19 protein-coding genes and 1 pseudogene are annotated in these 19,975 nt (G+C 72.3%); 6 read left to right on the plus strand and 14 right to left on the minus strand.

Annotated features, from left to right (window positions below):
- Window positions 1–11 precede the first annotated feature (11 nt).
- Window positions 12–800 (plus strand): annotated as a pseudogene (locus ACZ39I_RS17125) (EamA family transporter); the annotation flags it as partial.
- Between the two features lie 93 nt (window positions 801–893).
- Here the strand turns inward: ACZ39I_RS17125 and ACZ39I_RS17130 are convergent.
- Complete coding sequence (locus ACZ39I_RS17130; protein WP_467245193.1) at window positions 894–1,724, minus strand: alpha/beta fold hydrolase; 831 nt, start codon at window positions 1,722–1,724, stop codon at window positions 894–896.
- Between the two features lie 170 nt (window positions 1,725–1,894).
- Here ACZ39I_RS17130 and ACZ39I_RS17135 point away from each other — a divergent pair, with 170 nt between their 5' ends.
- Both ACZ39I_RS17135 and ACZ39I_RS17140 read left to right on the plus strand, forming a co-directional pair.
- Window positions 1,895–2,779: an RNA polymerase sigma-70 factor gene (locus ACZ39I_RS17135; protein ID WP_467245194.1), complete on the plus strand. Its 885-nt coding sequence runs from the start codon at window positions 1,895–1,897 to the stop codon at window positions 2,777–2,779.
- A 167-nt stretch (window positions 2,780–2,946) separates the two neighbouring features.
- On the plus strand, window positions 2,947–3,708 hold the full coding sequence (locus ACZ39I_RS17140; protein WP_467245195.1) for a GntR family transcriptional regulator: 762 nt from the start codon (window positions 2,947–2,949) through the stop codon (window positions 3,706–3,708).
- Window positions 3,709–3,765: 57 nt separating this feature from the next.
- Here the strand turns inward: ACZ39I_RS17140 and ACZ39I_RS17145 are convergent, their stop codons facing one another.
- The 3 genes from ACZ39I_RS17145 to ACZ39I_RS17155 form a co-directional block, all read right to left on the minus strand.
- Window positions 3,766–4,923: an ROK family transcriptional regulator gene (locus tag ACZ39I_RS17145; protein ID WP_352387025.1), complete on the minus strand. Its 1,158-nt coding sequence runs from the start codon at window positions 4,921–4,923 to the stop codon at window positions 3,766–3,768.
- Window positions 4,924–5,033: 110 nt separating this feature from the next.
- Window positions 5,034–5,696, minus strand: a complete 663-nt coding sequence (locus tag ACZ39I_RS17150) for a response regulator transcription factor (RefSeq protein ID WP_403667658.1) — start codon at window positions 5,694–5,696, stop codon at window positions 5,034–5,036.
- Between the two features lie 14 nt (window positions 5,697–5,710).
- Window positions 5,711–6,880 (minus strand): sensor histidine kinase, encoded by a 1,170-nt coding sequence (locus tag ACZ39I_RS17155; RefSeq protein WP_467245196.1) that lies wholly within the window; start codon window positions 6,878–6,880, stop codon window positions 5,711–5,713.
- Window positions 6,881–6,988: 108 nt separating this feature from the next.
- Between ACZ39I_RS17155 and ACZ39I_RS17160 the strand changes: the two genes are divergently transcribed.
- From ACZ39I_RS17160 to ACZ39I_RS17170, 3 genes are read left to right on the plus strand one after another with little or no spacing between them, the layout of a single operon-like run.
- The gene (locus ACZ39I_RS17160) at window positions 6,989–7,909 is read left to right on the plus strand and encodes an ABC transporter ATP-binding protein (RefSeq protein WP_467245197.1); all 921 of its coding nucleotides are present in this window, start codon (window positions 6,989–6,991) and stop codon (window positions 7,907–7,909) included.
- A gap of 1 nt (window position 7,910) precedes the next feature.
- Window positions 7,911–8,636 (plus strand): ABC transporter permease, encoded by a 726-nt coding sequence (locus tag ACZ39I_RS17165; protein WP_467245198.1) that lies wholly within the window; start codon window positions 7,911–7,913, stop codon window positions 8,634–8,636.
- 56 nt (window positions 8,637–8,692) lie between these two features.
- On the plus strand, window positions 8,693–9,139 hold the full coding sequence (locus tag ACZ39I_RS17170) for a hypothetical protein (RefSeq protein ID WP_467245199.1): 447 nt from the start codon (window positions 8,693–8,695) through the stop codon (window positions 9,137–9,139).
- 4 nt (window positions 9,140–9,143) lie between these two features.
- Here the strand turns inward: ACZ39I_RS17170 and mug are convergent, their stop codons facing one another.
- From mug to ACZ39I_RS17220, 10 genes are all read right to left on the minus strand, one after another.
- Window positions 9,144–9,692, minus strand: coding sequence for a G/U mismatch-specific DNA glycosylase (gene mug, locus ACZ39I_RS17175; protein ID WP_467245687.1), 549 nt, complete (start codon window positions 9,690–9,692; stop codon window positions 9,144–9,146).
- Complete coding sequence (gene purB / locus ACZ39I_RS17180; RefSeq protein ID WP_467245200.1) at window positions 9,689–11,131, minus strand: adenylosuccinate lyase; 1,443 nt, start codon at window positions 11,129–11,131, stop codon at window positions 9,689–9,691. Before purB ends, mug begins: the two co-directional genes overlap by 4 nt.
- Window positions 11,132–11,190: 59 nt before the next feature.
- On the minus strand, window positions 11,191–11,532 hold the full coding sequence (locus ACZ39I_RS17185; protein WP_467245201.1) for a DUF4326 domain-containing protein: 342 nt from the start codon (window positions 11,530–11,532) through the stop codon (window positions 11,191–11,193).
- 7 nt (window positions 11,533–11,539) lie between these two features.
- Window positions 11,540–12,328: an SGNH/GDSL hydrolase family protein gene (locus ACZ39I_RS17190; RefSeq protein WP_467245202.1), complete on the minus strand. Its 789-nt coding sequence runs from the start codon at window positions 12,326–12,328 to the stop codon at window positions 11,540–11,542.
- Window positions 12,329–12,382: 54 nt separating this feature from the next.
- Window positions 12,383–13,396 (minus strand): hemolysin family protein, encoded by a 1,014-nt coding sequence (locus ACZ39I_RS17195; protein ID WP_467245203.1) that lies wholly within the window; start codon window positions 13,394–13,396, stop codon window positions 12,383–12,385.
- A gap of 199 nt (window positions 13,397–13,595) precedes the next feature.
- Complete coding sequence (locus tag ACZ39I_RS17200; protein ID WP_467245204.1) at window positions 13,596–14,918, minus strand: hemolysin family protein; 1,323 nt, start codon at window positions 14,916–14,918, stop codon at window positions 13,596–13,598.
- A gap of 49 nt (window positions 14,919–14,967) precedes the next feature.
- Complete coding sequence (locus ACZ39I_RS17205; RefSeq protein ID WP_451471928.1) at window positions 14,968–15,393, minus strand: GNAT family N-acetyltransferase; 426 nt, start codon at window positions 15,391–15,393, stop codon at window positions 14,968–14,970.
- 57 nt (window positions 15,394–15,450) lie between these two features.
- Entirely contained in the window at window positions 15,451–16,359 is a 909-nt protein-coding gene (locus ACZ39I_RS17210; RefSeq protein WP_467245205.1) for an LLM class F420-dependent oxidoreductase, read from the minus strand.
- A gap of 49 nt (window positions 16,360–16,408) precedes the next feature.
- Entirely contained in the window at window positions 16,409–18,976 is a 2,568-nt protein-coding gene (locus ACZ39I_RS17215; protein WP_467245206.1) for an ABC transporter permease, read from the minus strand.
- Between the two features lie 4 nt (window positions 18,977–18,980).
- Window positions 18,981–19,817 (minus strand): ABC transporter ATP-binding protein, encoded by an 837-nt coding sequence (locus ACZ39I_RS17220; RefSeq protein ID WP_467245207.1) that lies wholly within the window; start codon window positions 19,815–19,817, stop codon window positions 18,981–18,983.
- Window positions 19,818–19,975: the final 158 nt, after the last annotated feature.

The following is a 19,975-nucleotide window of genomic DNA, read 5'->3' on the forward strand; positions in this document are numbered from 1 at the left end:
GCGTCGTCCCCATGAACGCCACCACCACGCGCGGCTCACTCCTCGCCGCGCTCGCCTGCGTCCTCGTCGGAGGGTCCTTCACCGCCAACAGCCTCCTCGGCGACTACCCGTACGCGGGCGGCCAGGCCCTGCGCTACGGCCTCGCCGCGCTGTTGCTGATCCCCCTGGCCGCGAGCGGGGCCGCGGCACGGCTGCGCGCCCTCACGGCCCGCCAGTGGACGCGTCTCGCGCTGCTCGCCGCCGTGGGCATGGTGGGCTTCAACCTCGCCGTCATCGCCGCCGAACGCACGGCGGAACCGGCCGTCCCCGGCGTGCTCGTGGGCTGCGCCCCCGTACTGGTGGCTGTCCTGGTCCCGCTGCTGGAGGGACGCCGGCCCCGACGCCGTGTCCTGCGGGGCGCGTTGTTCGTGGCCGTCGGCGCCTTCGCCGTCCAGGGCTGGGGCCGTACCGACGGCGCGGGCCTCGCCTTCTCGGTGGGCGCGCTGGCCGGTGAGGTCGGTTTCGCGGTGCTCGCCGTACCGGTGCTGCGGCCCCTGGGGCCACGCCTGCTGTCCGCCACCGTCTGCGCGGTCGCCGCCGTCGAGGCCGCGGTGGCGGGAATGCTCCTGGACGGCACCGCGTGGCTGCGCCGTCCCGACACCACCGAGACCGCCGCGCTGCTGTGGCAGGCGGCGGTCGTCACCGTCGTCGGCTTCGTGTGCTGGTACATGGGCATGCAGCGGATCGGCGCCGAGCGCGCCACGCTGTTCTCCGGCCTCATCCCGGTCGCGGCCGCCGCCACCGCGCCCCTCGTCGGCACCGGCTCCTACGGCGCCGCCCAGGCCGTGGGCAGCGCCCTGGTCGGCGCCGGAGTCGCCCTCGGATCGGGGGCGTTGAGCCGCGGGCGGAAGGGCTCAGCGGCTGCCGTCGAGGATGACCCGCGCGACCAGGGCCGGGTCGTCGTTCATCGGGCAGTGGCCGCAGCCGGGCAGGCGCACGAGCCGGGCCCGGGGAATGATCTGCTTGGCCCTCACACCCTGCCGGCGCACGAGCACCCTGTCCCTGGTGCCCCAGGCGACCGTGACCGGCAGCCCCGGGACGTCGTCGCCGAACTGGACGGCGGTGCCGGCCCGGAGCGTCTCGTCGAACCCGGTGGCCTGCGCCAGGGCGAGCGTCTCGGCGACCACGGCCTCGGGTGAACGCCGGCCCGGGCGGGCGTAGATGGTGCTCGTGAGCAGCGTGCGGCCGGTCGCGCTGCGCGACAGCCGCTCGACCAGCGGCAGCGGCAGCCGCCGCGAGATGCGCCGCATCGCGAGCAGCACCCCGAACGCGTAGCGCCGCTCGGCCTGCGACCAGAACCCCGCGGGAGCCAGCGCGGTGACGGACCGCACGAGCTGTGCGCGGCCGAGCTCCAGGGCCAGCAGCCCGCCCAGGGAGTTGCCCGCCACATGCGGGAGGTCCAGCTCAAGTGCCTCGCAGAATGCCCCGAACACGGACGTCGTGGTCGCCAGGTCGTACGACAGCCCCTCGGGCAACCCCGGCGACGCGCCGAATCCGGGCAGGTCGACGGCGATGACGTCGCGCTCGGTCGCCAGGATGTCCACCACCGGGTCCCAGGCCTGCCGGTGGTGACCGATGCCGTGCAGCAGGAGCAGCGGCTCGCCGCGGCCCACGCGCGCGTAGGAGACGGTCACGGGATGCGGCCCCTCGGGGGAGGGGACCTTGAAGGAGACGGTGGCGGACATGAGGGCTCCTTGACGGCGACTTACGGGGGCTGGGGCGCTGACGCACGGCGGACGCGCCGTAGACAGCTTGTCAGCAATTGCTACTGGCGGGTAGACCCTGCCGGTCCACGGGTCCGCCACGCGCTCATAACCGCCTGGACACGACCCGGCGTCTGCGTTGGGATGAACCCGTGGCCACTCACACCGAGACCGATGTCTTCGAAGAGCACCGTCCCGTCCTCCTGGGCGTCGCCTACCGCATGCTCGGGCGCGTCGCCGACGCCGAGGACGTGGTGCAGGAAGCCTGGCTGCGCTGGTCGGCGGCCGACCGGAGCGAGGTGCGCGAACCGCGCGCCTATCTGGTCCGCGTCACCACGCGCCTGGCGATCGACCGGCTGCGCCAGGTCAAGGCGCGCGGCGAGACGTACGTCGGCCCCTGGCTGCCCGAGCCCTACGTGACCGACTTCGGGGACACCGTCCCCGACACCGCCGAGCAGGCCGTCCTCGCCGACTCGGTCTCCCTCGCGGTCCTGGTCGTCATGGAGTCGCTGTCACCGCTGGAGCGGGCGGTGTTCGTCCTCAGGGAGGCCTTCGGGTACCCCTACGCCGACATCGCCGCCATGCTCGACCGCGCCGAACCCGCCGTACGGCAGCTCGCGGGGCGGGCCCGCAGGCACGTCGACGAACGACGGCCGCGCTACGACGTGGACCCGGCGCAGCGCCGCGCTCTGACGGAGCGTTTCCTCGCCGCCGCGGGCGGAGGTGACCTGGAGGGGCTGATGTCGCTGCTCGCCCCGGACGTCCGGCTCGTCGGCGACAGCGGCGGCAAGGCCAAGGCGCCGCTGCGGATCCTGGAGTCGGCCGACCACGTGGGCCGCTTCATCGTCGGCGTCGCCAACAGGGGTGTCCCGGACTTCGATTGGCGCTTCCTGGAGCTCAACGGCGGGCCGGCGGTGCTCGTCCTGTCGGGCGGAAAGCCCGACTCCGTCTTCCAGCTGGACATCCTGGACGGCCGTATCCAGTCCGTCTACATCATCCGCAACCCGGACAAGCTGCGCGCCCTGTCCGTTGTCTGACAGCCTCATGAACGCTGTGTGGCATCACGTCCGCGCGGCCTGCAGGGGATCGAGGATTGGTCTTGACCAAGGGGGGGTGCCGCCCTATGGTCGCAGAGAAGTGCAACAACCTTTAATAAACAAGGGCGCTAAAACGCCGCCGGAACACGGCGATTGCGGAGGCAAGGGTGGGGACCACGCAGCTCGAATCGGTGCCGGAACCGAAGTACTGGCATCTCAAGACCGTGCTCAGTGAGGCATTGGACTCCGAATTCTCCGTGGGCGAGATCCTGCCCAACGAGCGCGACCTCGCCGCCCGTTTCGGCGTAGCCCGCGCCACGCTCCGCCAGGCCCTGGAGCAGCTGGAGCTGGAAGGCAGGCTGCAGCGCCGCCGCGGTGTCGGGACGACCGTCGCGCCGCCGCGGGTGGGTGTGCCCGTCGGTTCCGAGCAGCACGCCTGGCCCGGTGCGGCCGGCGACGACTGGCAGACCGTCGACTGCGCCGCCGCGGTGCCGCCCGCGTCCGTCGCGGACGCGCTCGGTATCGACCGCGAGCAGCCGGTGCACACCGTGCGCCGCTCCCGGATGACCCACGGCCAGCCCGTCGCGGCCGAACTGCTGTACATCCCCGAGGCGTCGGTGCCGGAGCTCTCCGCCATAGACGCGCCGTCGGGCGCGGCACGCGCGCGTGCGGTGCTGCGCGAACTGCAGCGCCTGGAGCTGGAGAGCCGGGAGAACGCCGTCGAACTCGGCTCGGCCCGCGCGGACGACGCGAAGGAACTGGACCGCCTGCCCGGCGCCCCGGTGCTCGTCGTCACCACCCGCTACCTGGCCGGGGGCCGCACCGCCGCGGTCTCGGTGGCCACCTACCGCGCGGACACCTGCCGGCTGACCTTCGGGGACTCCGGCGCGGTGGAGATCCACGAGAGCCCGGAACGCCAGGCCTCCTGAGCGATACGGCGGTGCCCCGGGCCTGAGTCCGGGGCACTGGACCGCTCACCGTACCGCTCAGCGCCGTGCCGTGACCGTGCCCTCCACGGCGAACAACTGCTCCTCCACATGGTCCAGAGCCAGCCGCAGCGCACCCGTCGCCACGGCCGCCTCGCCGAGCAACGACAGGGCGACCTTCGGCGGACGCAGACAGTAGCGGGCCAACTCGCGCCGCAGCGGCTCCAGTACGCCGTCCAGACCGGCCGCCCAGCCGCCGACCACGACGAGTTCCGGGTCGAGGGCCAGGACGAGCGCGGCCACGTCGTGGACGAGCCGCTGGATGAAACGGTCGACGGCCGCCCGGGCCCGCTGGTCGCCCTCGCGCGCCTGCGCGAAGACCTCGGCGACGGCCTGCTCGTCGAGCGGGTGCAAGGGCTCGTCGGTGGTGGACAGCAGCGTCTCCGGGCTGACCTCGCTGCCCAGCAGATGCAGCGCGCCGATCTCCCCGGCCGCCCCGCCGTACCCGCGGTGCAGCCGCCCGCCGATCAGTGAACCCGCCCCCGGACTCAGCCCGGCCAGCACGAACACCACGTCGTCGGACTCGGTGGCGGAGCCCTTCCAGTGCTCGGCGACCGCGGCCGCGTTGGCGTCGTTCTCGACCAGCACCGGGCACTTGAAGGAACGGCTGAGCCGCTCGCCGAGCCGCAGCCCCGTCCAGCCGGGCAGCGCCGCGCACAGCCGTATGGTGCCGTCCGCCTCCACGATGCCCGGCGAGGCGACGCCCACGGCCCACAGGGAGTCGCGCGCGACGCCGGCCCGGCGCAGCAGTTCGGCGACCGCGGTGCGCAGCCGCTCCAGGCGCTCGTCGGCAGGGGCCGTCTCGTCGACGTCCTTGGCGACGGCGCCGAGCACCCGGCCGTCGAGGTCGGACAGGAGCGCGGCGACCCGGTGCGGCCCGATGTCGAGGCCCAGCAGATGCCCGGCCTCGGCCCGGAACCGGAACCGCCGCGCGGGCCGCCCCTGCCGTCGGGCGACGCTCTCGTCCGCCGCCTTCTCGACCACCAGGCCGCCCTCGATGAGCCCCTCGACGACCCCCTCGACCGTCGGCCGGGACAGGCCCGTCACCCGGGTGATCTCGGTCAGCGTCGCGCAGTCCGTGGCACGCAGGGCATGCAGCACCACCGCGGAATTGATCCTTCGCAGGAGCGAGGGGTCCCCGCCGGTCAGTCGCCCCAACGTCCGTCCTCCCAGCTCGTGCGCGTGTTGGGCGGATCGTACTCGGCCGAACGCCCCGTCGGCAGTGCCGGGCCGGGAGATACGTCACACGCCCCGGCGGGGCGCTCGGCTCAGCCCGGCGCCACGAACCCCGACTCGTACGCCGCGATCACCGCCTGGGTGCGGTCCCGCGCCCCCAGCTTCGCCAGGACGGCGCTGACGTGCGACTTCACGGTCTCGGTGCCGACGACCAGCCGCGCGGCGATCTCCGCGTTGGACAGACCACGCGCCATCAGCCGCAGCACCTCGGCCTCCCGCTCGGTCAGCCGGGCCCGCTCCATCGCGGCCCGGGCGGCACGGTTGCCGCCCTCGTCGCCGTACTGGGCGGCCAGCTGCCGTACCGAGGCGGGGAACAACAGCGACTCGCCCTCGGCGACCAGCCGCACGGCGTGCACGATCTCGGCCGGCCGCGCCCGCTTCAGCAGAAACCCGTCGGCACCGGCCCGCAGCGCCTCGTACACGTACTCGTCGTTCTCGAACGTCGTCACCACCAGGATCTTCGGCGGCTCCTCGACCGTCCGCAGCACCGCGCGCGTGGCCTCGATGCCGTCCAGCAGGGGCATCCGTACGTCCATGGCGACCACGTCGGGCCGCAGCTGCCGTACGAGGGGGATCACCGCCGCCCCGTCGGCCGCCTCGCCGACGACCTCGATGTCGGGCTGCGCCTCCAGCACCGCCCGCAGACCGGCGCGGACCAGGGGTTCGTCGTCGACGAGGAGAACGGTGACCGGCATTCCGCCAGCGTAGATCAGCGCAGCGGCAGCTCGGCATGCACCTGCCAGTCACCTCGGTCGGGTCCGGTGTGCGCGTGGCCGCCGAGCAGGGCCGCACGCTCGCGTATGCCACGCAGCCCGCTGCCCCTCCCGGGGCCCGGTACGTCGGCCGTCAGCGGATTGCGGACCTCCAGGGCGAGGGTTCCGCCGGTGACCTCGACACGGACCCGGACCGGGACGCCCCCGGCATGCCGCAGCACATTGGTCAGCGCCTCCTGGAGGATCCGGTAACCCTCGCGGGAGACCGGCCCGGGGACGGTGTCCACCGGCCCGGTCAGTTCGGCATCCACCTTCGCGCCGGACGCGCGCGCGGACTCCAGGAGCCGGCCGGCGTCCGTCAGCGTCGGACGGCTGCTCGCGGGCCGCTCGGACTCGCGCAGGATGCCGAGGACCCGCTCCAGATCCTCCAGCGCGGCCCGGCCGGTCTCCTCGATGGCGTCCAGCGCACGGTCCGTGAAGGCCGGATCGCCGGCCGCCCGGGCGGCGCCCGCCTGGACGACGGCGACGGTCAGGGCGTGCCCGATCGAGTCGTGCAGCTCACGCGCGATACGGGTGCGCTCCAGGAGTTGCTCGGTGCGTTCCTCCATGGCGGCCAGGCGCTCGGCGGGGGAGGGGCCGAGCAGCCGGAGCGCGAGCGCGGTGATCAGACGGCCCGAGCCGACCACGGTCGCCGCCAGAGCGGCCAGCGACAGGGGCGCGAGCAGGAGGTGCCACCAGTGGTGGCCGTCGAGGAGGATCAGCACGCCCTCGTCGCTGTCCTGACCGAAGGCGGACGCCACCAGGTCCACGGCGCTGATGAGCAGTTGCACGGTGAGCATCGCCGTCGCGTTGCCCAGCAGGAGCCGCGCCTCCAGCCACAGGAGGAGCCGCCACCGGTCGCTCCAGGACGCCGACGGCGCGACGACGATGTCGGGGCTCTCGCCGTCGTCCCGTTGTCCGGTCAGCAGCAGCCTCGCCTGCAGCCCCTCCACGGTGCGCATCGCGGGCACCAGAGCGGCGGGCGCGAGCGTCGCGGCCGCCAACGGCCAGATCCACCACGCCTCCTCGACGAACAGCCACATGGCCGGCCACACGACGGCGACGAACAGATGCAGCCATCGTGTGTACGTCACCGCCCGGCCGAACGGGCGCAGCAAGCGGACCATGCGGTCATCGTGCCAGCCGCCACCGACAACGAGCCTCCCCCGCACGGGGGAGCCGATCTCCACGCGCGGGGGAGGCCCCGCCACCGTGCCACCGGCCAGGCTGCTGCCATGACCAGCATCGAAGTCCAGTCCCTCACCAAGGAGTTCGGCACCCGACGAGCCGTGGACGACGTCACCTTCCGCGTCCTGCCCGGCCGTGTCACCGGCTTCCTCGGCCCCAACGGCGCCGGAAAGTCCACCACCATGCGGCTCGTCCTCGGTCTCGACCGCCCGACCTCCGGGACGGCCACGATCGGCGGCCGCGCCTACGGCACACTCGACGAGCCCCTGCGTCACGTCGGCGCCCTGCTCGACGCCCAGGCCGCGCACGGCTCCCGTACCGGCCGCGATCACCTGCGCACGCTGGCCGCGAGCAACCGCATCCCCGACCGCCGGGTCGACGAGGTGCTGGAGCAGACGGGGCTGGCCCCGGTCGCGAGGCGCCGGGTGAAGACGTACTCCCTGGGCATGCGGCAGCGGCTCGGCATCGCGGCCGCCCTCCTCGGCGACCCCCGCGTGGTCATGCTCGACGAGCCTTCAAACGGCCTCGACCCCGAAGGCATCGTCTGGATCCGCGAGTTGCTGCGCCGGCTGGCCGGAGAGGGCCGCACGGTGCTGGTCTCCAGCCACCTCATGAACGAGACCGCCTCCTTCGCCGACCACCTCGTCGTCCTGGGCCGGGGACGCCTGCTCGCCGACACACCGATGCGGGAGTTCATCCACGCACGCGTGCAGCCCGGCGTCCGTATCCGCACGAGCGACCCGACCGCCCTCAAGAGCGCCCTCGCGCGGCACGGTCATGACGCCGAGCAACACGAGGACGGGCACTGGACCGTCCAGCACGCGCGCGTGGACGAGATCGGCGCCCTCGTCTCCGCCGCGGGCGTCCCCCTCCTCGAACTGGCCGCGGAGGAAGGCACCTTGGAGCAGGCCTATTTCGACCTCACCTCCACCGAAACCGAGTTCACCGCACAGCCCCAGGAGGCCTGACATGTCCTTCACCGCCGTTCTGCACTCCGAGTGGCTGAAGATCCGTACGCTGCGCTCGCTCCTCGGCGCCCTGCTCGCTCTGTTCGCCGCGACCACCCTCTTCTCCGCGATCGCCGGAGTCTCGGAGACCTCGGACCCCGAGTTCGACCCTCTCTTCATGGCGCTGTCCGGGGTCGCGCCCGGCCAGATCGCGGCCATCTCCTTCGGCGCGATGGCGGTGTCGTCGGAGTTCCACGGGGGTGGGCTCCGGCTGTCGCTGGCCGCGGTGCCTCGCCGGGGGCGGTGGTTCGCGGCGAAGGCGACCGCCATCGCCGTACCCACCCTCCTGGTCGGCCTGGTGACCGCCTGCGCCGCCCTCGTCGTGGCACGGGCCGGGCTGGGCGAGGCGGCGAGCGGCCTCAGCACCGGTGAACAGGTACGCGGTGTCGTCGGCTGCGGGATCTACCTCACCCTGATGGCACTGCTGGCGGCCGGTCTCGCGGCAGCGCTGCGCAGTGGGGTGGCGGCGCTCTCGCTCCTGATCCCGTTCGTTCTGGTCGTCTCGTTCGTGATCGGCGATGTGGCTGGTGGCGCCACCGACTTCATGCCGGACCGGGCGGGACAGATCATCCTGTACGAGACGCACGAGGGCCCGCTGGGACCGTGGACGGGACTCGCCGTGACCGCCGCCTGGGCCGCCGCCGCCCTGGCCGCGGGCGCCTGGAGCGTGCGACACCGGGACGCCTGACCCCAAGTCGCCTGACGCCCCGCCAATTGTCAGTGGCGGCCGGTTTACTGGATCACATGGACAGTGCGAAGTACCTCGCCGCGATCGACTCGCTGTGCGCCCGCGACCTGACCGCGGCGGACGGCGAGCCGGTTCCCTACGGGGCGGGACCCGGCTACCGCATCGAGTCGTTAGCGGTGAGCCACGGGACGCGGACCGGTGATGCGACACGGCGCATGGCGGCCGTGGCGGACTTCTACGCCCTGAAGAGCGCCATAGCGCAGCAGTTGGACGACCGCTGGGGCAGGCAGCAGCCGCTCTGGGGGATGGGCACGCTCCGGGTGCACGACGAGCGGGGCGACGAGATACCCGAACCCTGGGCCACGGCGAGTTCCGTGGCGGACGACCTGGACCTGTGGCAGCCCCCGGGCTCGGACCGCTGGATCGCCCTCGGCGTGGGCTACCGGGACGAGACCGACGAGGTCCACGTCCTCGCCGTGGCCTCGGACGTCGACCCGGTGTGACCCACTAGTTCTGCTCCGCCGCCACCCGCAGCCGGGCGAACTCCTCCGCCATCGTCGCCGCGGTCCAGTGCGCGTTGAGGCCGCTCGGGTTGGGCAGCACCCATACGCGCGAGTTCCCGATCGTCCGCTCCTGCGGGCCGACCTGGGCCTTCCTGTCGTCGAAGGCCGCGCGGTAGGCGGTGACTCCCACCACGGCCAGCCAGCGGGGCCCGAGCCGGGCCACCTTCTCCGCCAGCAGCCGCCCGCCCTCGCGGTACTCCTCGGCGCTCACCTCGTCCGCCCGCGCGGACGCCCGGGCCACGACATTGGTGATCCCGAGCCCGTACGACAGCAACTCCTGCTGCTCCGACGGCTTCAGGAGCCTCGGCGTGAAGCCGGACAGATGGAGCACCGGCCAGAACCGGTTGCCGGGGCGGGCGAAGTGATGGCCCGTCGCCGCCGTCATCAGCCCGGGATTGATGCCGCAGAACAGCACGCGGAGGCCGTCCGCGACGACATCCGGCACGAGCCGGTCGCGGGCGGCCTCCAGGTCCGCGGGGGTGAACCGGGTCAGAGGATCGCCCCCGGCGAGTAGCCCGCGGCCGCCGGGTGCTGCTTGACGATCTCCTCGATCCGGCCCACGACGGCGGCGACCTGGTCGGCCGCGGCGCCCGTGAAGGACAGCTTGTCGGCCATCAGCGCGTCCAGCCCGGTCCGGTCGAGCGGAATGCGCTCGTCCGCGGCCAGCTTGTCGAGGAGTTCGTTGCGTTCGGCACCCTGCTCGCGCATCGCGAGGGCGGAGGCCACGGCGTTCTCCTTGATCGCCTCGTGCGCGACCTCACGGCCGACGCCCGCGCGCACTGCGCCCATCAGCACCTTGGTGGTGGCGAGGAAGGGCAGGTAGCGGTCCAGCTCGCGCGCGACGACGGCCGGGAAGGCGCCGAACTCGTCGAGGACCGTCAGGAAGGTCTCCAGGAGGCCGTCGAGCGCGAAGAACGCGTCCGGCAGCGCAACCCGGCGCACCACCGAGCAGGACACATCGCCCTCGTTCCACTGGTCGCCCGCCAGCTCGCCGGTCATCGAGGCGTAGCCGCGCAGGATGACCATCAGGCCGTTGACGCGCTCACAGGACCGCGTGTTCATCTTGTGCGGCATCGCGGAGGAGCCGACCTGGCCCGGCTTGAACCCCTCGGTCACCAGCTCGTGCCCGGCCATCAGCCGGATCGTCTTCGCCAGCGACGACGGGGCCGCCGCCACCTGCACCAGCGCGGTGACGACCTCGTAGTCCAGCGAGCGCGGGTAGACCTGGCCGACCGAGGTGAACGCCTGCGAGAAGCCCAGGTGACCGGCGATCCGCTGCTCCAGCTCCGCCAGCTTCGACGCGTCCCCGCCCAGCAGGTCCAGCATGTCCTGGGCGGTGCCGACCGGGCCCTTGATGCCACGCAGCGGGTAGCGGGCCAGCAGCTCCTCGACCCGGCCGTACGCCACGAGCAGCTCGTCCGCCGCGGTCGCGAAACGCTTGCCGAGGGTGGTGGCCTGCGCGGCCACGTTGTGGGAGCGGCCGGCCATGACCAGCTCGGCGTACTCCCCGGCCAGCTTGCCGAGGCGGGCCAGGACGGCCACGCTCCGGTCGCGGATCAGTTCCAGGGAGAGCCGGATCTGGAGCTGCTCCACGTTCTCCGTGAGGTCCCGGGAGGTCATGCCCTTGTGGACCTGCTCGTGCCCGGCGAGGTCGTTGAACTCCTCGATCCGCGCCTTCACGTCGTGCCGCGTGACCTTCTCGCGCTCGGCGATGGAGGCCAGGTCGACGGTGTCCAGGACCCGCTCGTAGTCGGCGAGGGCCTCCTCGGGCACCTCGATCCCGAGGTCCTTCTGGGCCCGCAGCACGGCGAGCCAGAGCTGACGCTCGAGCTTCACCTTCTGCTCGGGCGACCAGAGCGTGGCGAGCTCGGCGGAGGCGTAGCGTCCGGCGAGGACGTTGGGGATGCGGGGCTTGGCGGGAGCGGAAGTCACGTGTACGGATTCTACTGGCGATTCGTGCAGGCCAGCGCCCGGGCCCCGTTCGTCGGAACCTACGAGAGCGCTTCCGCGAGCTCCGCCAGGACCTCGGCATGGCATGGTTCGGGCGCACACCAGCAGGCCAGGGCCCTGCCGCGAAGACCGGGCAGCAGAGCGAGCAGATCCGGCCGCTCCAGCAGATACGCCCGGTACTTCGCCATCACCTCGGCCCGCGTGCCGTCCCTGCGGCGCGCGGGGGTGTCGTAGGCGAAGGGGTTGTACAGCGGGTGCTTCGGCAGGTCCCAGCCGCCCATGGTCCAGCGGCGGCCGACGTAGACGAGGTCGGCGGGCGCGTGTTCGAGGCGGGGGCCGTACTCGTGGATACGGCCCCTGACGTTGACCACGCGCGTGTGCACGACGACCTCAGTGCTCGTACGGCAGGTGCTCGTACGGCATGAGGTCGGGCCGCTTCGGCGGCAGGCCGTCGCCCGAGGAGCGGCCCGTCAGGCGCCGTCCGATCCACGGCACCAGGTGCTGCCGGGCGAAGCGCGCGTCGGCGATGCGCCGGGCGAGCCACCTCGGAGGGACCGTCGCAGGGATCGGCGTACGCCACTCCGTGTCCTCGGGGTCGTAGCCGAGGGTCTGCCACACGGCCTCGGCGACGCGGCGGTGGCCCTCGGCCGACAAGTGCAGCCGGTCCACGTCCCACAGGCGCTGGTCGGAGAGCGAGGGGGCGCCGTACAGGTCGACTACGACCGCGCCGTGCCGGGCGGCGAGCTCGTCGACGACGGTGAACAGTTCCTCCATGCGCGGCCGGAACCGCGCCTGGACCGGGCCCTGGCGGGCGGGACTGCGCATCAGGACGAGCTGCTTGCATGCGGGGGCCAGCCGCTCCACGGCCTCCGTCAGCAGATCGCGCACGCGGACCATGTCGCACTTGGGGCGCAGGGTGTCGTTGAGGCCGCCCACCAGCGTGATCACGTCCGCCTGCATCGCCGCCGCCACGTCGACCTGCTCGTCGACGATCTGCTGGATCAGCTTGCCGCGCACGGCGAGGTTGGCGTACCGGAAGCCGGGCGTCACGGCGGCCATCCGGCCGGCCAGGAGGTCGGCCCAGCCCCGGTAGGAGCCGTCCGGAAGCAGGTCCGACATGCCCTCGGTGAAGGAGTCGCCGACCGCGACCAGGCTGGAGTAAGTGGGATTCGTCTGCATGGCGGAAGAAATGGTAACGCGGTCACATACCTGCCGGTCGGTGGGTGAGGGGCGTCACGACTGCCGTCCGAACAGCTCCCGCAGTACGTCCTCCATCGTCACCAGTCCGGCCAGCCGGCCGTCGGCGCCGAGCACCGCGGCCAGATGCGTCCGGCTGCGCCGCATCGCCGTCAGCACGTCGTCCAGCGGTGTGCTCTCCCGGATCCGTGCGATCGGCCGCATGTCCCGCACCGGGAACGGCAGATCCCGCGGTGAGGCGTCCAGTGCGTCCTTGACGTGGAGGTAGCCGACGATCCGGCGTCCCTCGTCGACCACGGGGAACCGTGAGAACCCGGACTCGTTCGAGAGTGCCTCCAGCTGCTCGGGGGTGACGCCCACGCGCGCGTAGACCACGCCTTCCAGGGGCAGCACCACGTCCCGTACCGGCCGTCGGCCGAGCTCCAGCGCGTCGTGCAGCCGCTCCCGCGCGCGCTCGTCGATCAGTCCCGCTTCGCCGGAGTCCCGCACGATCCGTGCCAGCTCGGCGTCCGAGAAGGTGGCCGTGACCTCGTCCTTGGTCTCCACGCGCAGCAGCTTCAGCAGGACGTTCGCGAAGGCGTTGACCGCGAAGATCACCGGGCGCAGTCCGCGCGCCAGGGCGACCAGCGGGGGGCCGAGGAGCAGGGCACTGCGCACCGGCTCCGCGAGCGCGATGTTCTTCGGGACCATCTCGCCGAGCAGCATGTGCAGATAGGTCGCCAGGGTCAGCGCGATGACGAAGGACACGGCGTGACCCGCGCCCTCCGGCACGCCCACCGCGTGGAACACCGGCTCCAGCAGATGCGCGATCGCGGGCTCCGCGACCACACCCAGGACCAGCGTGCACAACGTGATCCCGAGCTGCGCGGCCGCCATCAGCGCGGACACGTGCTCCAGCCCCCACAGCACGCCCTTCGCACGCCGGTCCCCCTGATCGGCATAGGGCTCGATCTGACTGCGTCGAACGGAGATCAGCGCGAACTCGGCCCCCACGAAGAAGGCATTCACGACAAGCGTCGCCAGACCGATGAGCAACTGGACGACGGTCATCACTGAATCCTTCTCTGGTGGGGCGGCGGGGCGGTGGGTTTCTCGCGGAGCGGCTGGGGGGTGAGCTTTGCGCGGGGCGCTTTTTGCGGTGCCGGGGCGGCGGGTTTGGCTCGTGCCTCCTCTTGGGGTGCCTGGACGACGAGCTTTGCGTGGGGTGCCACCGCTCGAGTCGGCCCCCGTGCCCACCGGACCGCAGTCATCACCCGCCCCCCTCCCCGGACAAGGGCGCGTGCAGCAGTACTCGTGCCGCGCGGCGGCCCTGTGCGTCCAGGACGTCGAGTTGCCAGCCGGTGACCTCCACCGAGTCGCCGACGGCCGGGATGCGGCCGAGTTCCGTCGCCAGGAGTCCGGCCAGCGTTTCGTACGGTCCCTCGGGGGTCCGCAGGCCCACGCGCGCCAGCTGGTCCACACGCAGCGAACCGTCGGCCCGGAAGAGCTCCCTGCCCTCCTCGTCGGTGCCCGCGGGGTCCAGGTCGGGCGTCTCGTGCGGGTCGTGCTCGTCGCGCACCTCGCCGACGACCTCCTCGACGATGTCCTCCAGCGTGGCCACGCCCGCCGTACCGCCGTACTCGTCGATGACGACCGCCATCGTGCGCTTGCCGGAGAGCCGGTCCAGGAGCCGGTCCACGGTGAGCGACTCGGGCACCAGCAGCGGCTCGCGCAGCAGCTCGGCGACCGAGGCGCGGGGCCGGCGTTCGGCCGGTACCGCCAAGATGTCCTTGATGTGCGCGATGCCCACGACCGAGTCGAGGCTGCCGCGGTAGACGGGGAACCGCGACAGCCCGGTCGCGCGCGTCGCGTTCGCCACGTCCTCGCAGGTCGCCTGGACGTCCAGGGCGATCACCTGCACCCGCGGGGTCATCACGTTCTCCGCGGTGAGGTCGGCGAGGTTGAGCGTCCGTACGAACAGCTCGGCGGTGTCCGCCTCCAGCGCGCCCGCCCGGGCGGAGTGCCGGGCCAGCGCGGCCAGCTCCTGCGGACCGCGCGCCGAGGCCAGCTCCTCGGCGGGCTCCAGCCCGAAGCGGCGTACCACCCGGTTGGCCGTGTTGTTGAGGTGCGTGATGAAGGGGCGGAAGGCCGCGCTGAACCAGCTCTGCGCGGTGCCCACCCGCTTGGCCATGGCCAACGGCGAGGAGATCGCCCAGTTCTTGGGCACCAGCTCGCCGACGACCATCAGGAAGACGGTCGACAGCGCGGTGCCCAGCACCAGGGCCAGCGACCGGGACGTGGACGGCGAGATCCCGAGCGACTCCAGGGGCCCCGCGATCAACGCGGCGATCGACGGTTCCGCGAGCATGCCGACGACCAGGTTGGTCACGGTGATCCCGAGCTGCGCCCCGGACAGCTGGAACGTCAGATTCCGTACGGCCTTCAGGGCGCCGGACGCGCCCCGCTCACCCCGCTCCGCCGCGCGTTCCAGCTGTCCGCGCTCCACCGTGGTCAGCGAGAACTCCGCCGCCACGAAGGCACCGCAGGCCAGCGAGAGCAGGATCGCCAGCAGCAGGAGGAGCACTTCGGTCATCGGGTCACCTCCGTCCCATGATCGGACAGGGTCCCCAGGATCGCCCGTCCTACCCGGCGAGGGGCTTCACCCAGCGCCGCCACTTCTCCTCGGGCGCATACCCCGCCGCACGCCATGCGTGCTGTGCCGTCTCATTGCGTACCAGCACCATCGCGTCCCCGCGCCGCCCCCCGAGCCGTACGAACCGCTCCTCCGCGGCCGCGAGCAGTGCCGTCCCGATCCCGCGCCGCCGGCGCTCCGGGTGCACCGCGAGCCGGTACAGATGGCACCGCCAGCCGTCGAAGCCGGCGATCACCGTGCCGACGAGTTCGCCGTCGAGTTCGGCGAGGATCAGCGCCTCGGGGTCCCGCGTGACCAGCCGCTCCACGCCGTCCCGGTCGTCACTGATGCTCGTGCCCTCGGCGGCCTCCTTCCAGAAGGCCAGCAGGGTGTCGAGGTCGTCGGGCGTCGCGGCCCGTATCCGCAGATCGGTCATACGGCGATCCCATCACCCCCGTTTCCCACCGGACGGGAAATTCCACGATGCGGACGGCTACCGGCCGCCGCGCAGCTCCGCCATCACCGGTGCGAACGCCTCCATGGACGCCTCCAGCACCGTCAGATAGGTGAAGCCGTACCGCTCGCGCTGTGCCCGCACCTGCGCGACGATCTCCTCGACCGTGCCGATCAGCATGATGGGCAGCTCCAGCGCCTCCTGGAGGGCCAGATCCGGCAGCCGGTGCAGGAACGGGGTGGCGACGGCCTCGCGGTCCTCGGTGACGACCACCGTCTGGATGAGCAGGTTCAGTTCGGCCGGTTCCTTGCGTCCCTCGGCCAGTCGCCGATAGCGCGCGACACGCTCGTCGAGTTGCTCGGCGGTGGTCGGGGCCAGCTTGCCGGTCGTGTTCCCCGGCACCAGGGTCGCCCCGGTGAAGGCCGCGATGTCGGCGTGCTCGGCGGACAGCTCCAGCATCCGGTTGCCTATGCCGCCGATCAGCAGGGGCACCCGGGGCCGCTGCACCGGTTGCGGCACGTGGTCCGGCGAGGACAGCAAGCGCTCCAACTCCTCGACGGTGCGCCGCAGATGGTCCACCCGCTCACCGGGCGAGCCGAAGGGCAGCCCCGCCCGGTCGTGCTCGGACTGCACATAGCCGGTGCCCAGGCCCAGTTCGAGGCGGCCGCCGGTCAGGGCGTCCACCGTGGCCACCTCACGGGCGAGCAGTGCCGGGTTCCAGAACCCGGCGTTGAGGACGAACGTGCCGAGCCGCGGCCGCTCGGTGACCGCCGCCGCAGCGACCAGCGCCGGGAAGGGCGCGACCTTGCCGAGATGGTCGGGGACCAGGATCACGTCGTAACCGAGTTCCTCGGCACGTCGGCACTTGGCTCGCCAGTCGGCGTCGGTGGCGGCGGCGGTCAGGTTGACGGCGAAGCGAAACGGGCGGGGCTGATCGGGGCGGGGCATGAACTCTCCTCAACTGCAAGCGACTTGAGTTGTCTGCCCCGCGATTGCATCATTCGTGCGCGATCGCCGCCAGTACGTTCATGCGCGACGCACGCAGCGCCGGCAGCAGCGCCGCCACGATGCCCACCACCGCCGAGCCGACGACGACCGCGACGATCGTGCCCCAGGGGATCGCCAGCGCGTTCATGCCCTGCAGGGCCAGCACCTGCTGGGTGCACACCCCCCACACGAGCCCGAGCGCGAGCCCCAGGACCGCGCCGAACACCGCGATGACCACCGACTCGAGCCGGATCATCCGCCGCAGCTGACGCCGGGCGAGCCCGATGGCACGCAGCAGCCCGATCTCCCGGGTGCGCTCCACGACCGACAGGGCGAGGGTGTTGACCACACCGAGCACCGCGATGACGATCGCGAGCCCGAGCAGCGCGTACACGAGATAGAGCAGGACCGCGATCTGGTCGTGGACCAGGTCCTTGTAGTCGGCGAGGTCGCGTACCTGGACCTGCGGATACGGGTCGAGCGTCTTCTCCAGGCCCGCGCGCAGCCGGTCGGCGCCGGTGCCGGAGGCGGCGTTGACGTACAGCGCGGAGTCCTGGCCGCCCGGTGTGAACCGCTCCAGCGTGTCCAGGCCGAAGTAGATGCCGCCCTGCGTCCCGAAGCCGTCGGCCGAGTCCTGGTCGGTGAGGGCGCCCACGGTCAGCTCGGTCCGGCGCCCGCCCTGGAACTCGACGGGGACCCTGCTGCCGACCTTCACGTCGTGGTCGCGCGCGAAGTCCAGGTCCATGGCCAGGTGCCCGGAGGCGAGCGCGGCCGCGGTGTCGCCCTGCGCGTAGGTGATGTGGGCGACCTCGTCGAGCTGCGGGTCGTATCCGGCGGCGGTGGTCTCGACGCGCTTGCCGTCGGGCAGCCGTACGGCGACGGGTGCGAACCTCGACCGTACGACGAGCCCGGCGCCGTCGGTCCTGCGCACCGTGTCCGTGACCTCCTGCGGGAACGGCAGGAAGTTGCCGTTCTGCACGACGAAGTCGGCACCCAGGGTCTTGTCGATCTGGTCGTCGAAGGACTTGGACATGGAGGCGCTGGCCACGGACATTCCGCCGACCAGGGCGAGGCCGACCATCAGGGCGGCCGCGGTGGCGCCGGTGCGGCGGGGGTTGCGCAGGGCGTTGCGCTGGCTCATCCGCCCGACCGGGCCGAAGAGGGCCGGGAAGGCGCCGCCCAGCACCCGGATCACGGGACGCACCAGGAGTGGTCCGGCGATGACGGTGGCCAGGAGTGTCAGGACGACGCCGAGGCCGAGGAGGGAGGCGGCGGAGGCGGTCCTGGACGACAGGGTGCAGCCGACGAGCGCGGCCGTGCCCGCCGCGCCCACCAGGCCGCCCACGATGGCGCGGACCCTGAGCGGCCGTCCGATCCCGGCGATCTCGGCGTCCGAGAGGGCCGCCATGGGGGAGACGCCCGCCGCACGCCGGGCCGGGAGATAGGCCGCGACGAAGGTGACGCCCACGCCGACGACGTACGCCGCCACGGGGGTGCCCCAGCCGATGACCATGTCGCCGGTCCGGATGTTCATGCCGAAGGCGTTCATGAGCGCGATGAGTCCGACGGCGAGCCCGATGCCCGTGCCCAGTCCGACCGTGGAGCCGACCAGGCCGAGCAGGGTGGCCTCGGTGAGCACCGAGCGGCGGACCTGGCGCCGGTCGGCGCCGAGCGCGCGCAACAGGCCCAGTTCACGGGTGCGCTGGGCGATCAGCATGGAGAAGGTGTTGACGATCAGGAAGATGCCGACCAGGACGGCGATACCCGCGAAGCCGAGCATGACGTACTTGATGACGTCGAGGAATCCGCCCAGTTGGTCGACGTCCGACTTCGCCTGCTCCTCAGCGGTCCGGTACTCGTAGGTGCCCGTGCCGAGCGCGGCGGCCACGCGCTGCTTGAGCCGGTCGTTGCTCACGCCCTCGGCGGCGTCGACCGAGACGCTGGTGGCGGCCTCGGAGGAGCCGAGCAGCTTCGCCTGCGCGGTCGGCGGGTCGAGGTACAGCAGGGTGGCACCGGGGTTGGTGGTGGTGAACGTGACGATGCCGACGATCCGCACCTTGAACGAGCCGGGCCCCGCGATGACGGTGAGCGGGTCGCCGATGCGCAGGTTCTTGCGGTCGGCGGTCTCCGAGTCGAGCAACGCCTCGGACGGGCCGTGCGGGGCATGGCCCGAGGTGAGTTTCACGGGGCTGCGCGAGGTCGGGTTCCAGTCGGTGCCGATGGTGGGGGCGCCGGTGGTCGAGCCCACCGACTCGTTCTCGGAGTCGGCGACGGTGATCCCGTCGTCCTCCGCGTCGAAGCGTGCGGCGCCGACCCCGTCGACGCGGGCGACCCGGTCCGCGAGCGAGGCGGGCAGGGTGGCCGTCGTGCCCGACGGGATGGCCTCCTTCAGTTCCTTCTTCGGGCTGATCGTGAGGTCGGGCGCGGTCGAGGCGAAGAGCCGGTCGAAGGTGTGGCTCAGGGTGTCGGAGAAGATCAGGCTGCCCGAGACGAACGCCACGGACAGGACCACGGCCAGCGCGGAGAGCAGCAGCCGTCCCTTGTGGGCGAGGAAACTGCGGAGCGTCGCCTTCAGCACGGGGTCATCCCTCGTCGGGACCGGCGTCGGGACCGGCCTTGGGCTCGGGCTCGGCGTCGCGGTCGGCGTCGACCTGGCCGCGGATCACGTCGAACCGTTTCATGCGCTCCAGCACGGCCTCCGCGGTGGGCCGCTCCATCCTGTCCACGATCCGTCCGTCCCCGAGGAAGAGCACCAGGTCGGAGTGGGCGGCGGCGCCCGGGTCGTGGGTGACCATGACGACGGTCTGCCCGAGCTGGTCGACGGCCTCGCGCAGGAACCCGAGGACCTCCAGGCCCGCCCGTGAGTCGAGATTGCCGGTCGGCTCGTCCGCGAAGATCAGCTCGGGCCGGGAGGCGAGCGCACGGGCACAGGCGACGCGCTGCTGCTGACCGCCGGAGAGCTGCGAGGGCCGGTGCTTGAGACGATCCCGCAGGCCCAGCGTGTCGATGACCTGGTCCAGCCACTTCTCGTCGGGCTTCTTGCCGGCGATGTCCATGGGCAGCGTGATGTTCTCGGCCGCGTTCAGCGTCGGGATCAGGTTGAACGACTGGAACATGAACCCGATCCGGTCCCGGCGCAGCCGGGTCAGCTCACGCTCCTTGAGCCCCGTGATCTCGGTGTCGCCGAGCCACACCTGGCCGGCCGAGACGGTGTCGAGTCCCGCCAGACAGTGCATCAGGGTGGACTTCCCGGAGCCCGAGGGCCCCATGACCGCGGTGAAGCGGCCCCGCGCGATGTCGACGTCCACCGAGTCCAGGGCGAGCACGGCCGTCTCGCCCGAGCCGTAGGCCTTCGTCAGACCGCGGGCGCGGGCCGCGATCGTGTCGGCCGGGGCGTGCTCCGCAGCAGCTGTGGACAAGGCTCTCTCCTCGCTCGTGACGTCGTTCGCGGACCGGGTGGTCCCCATCCGGCCGAGGGTAATGTGACCCACCCCACACCGGATATCCCCCGTGGGGTCGAGACGGTCTCCACCGCAGGTCGGGCCCCCGATGTCGATGTAAGGGGCACACTCCACCC

This window comes from Streptomyces sp. NPDC024687 (genome assembly GCF_055559055.1).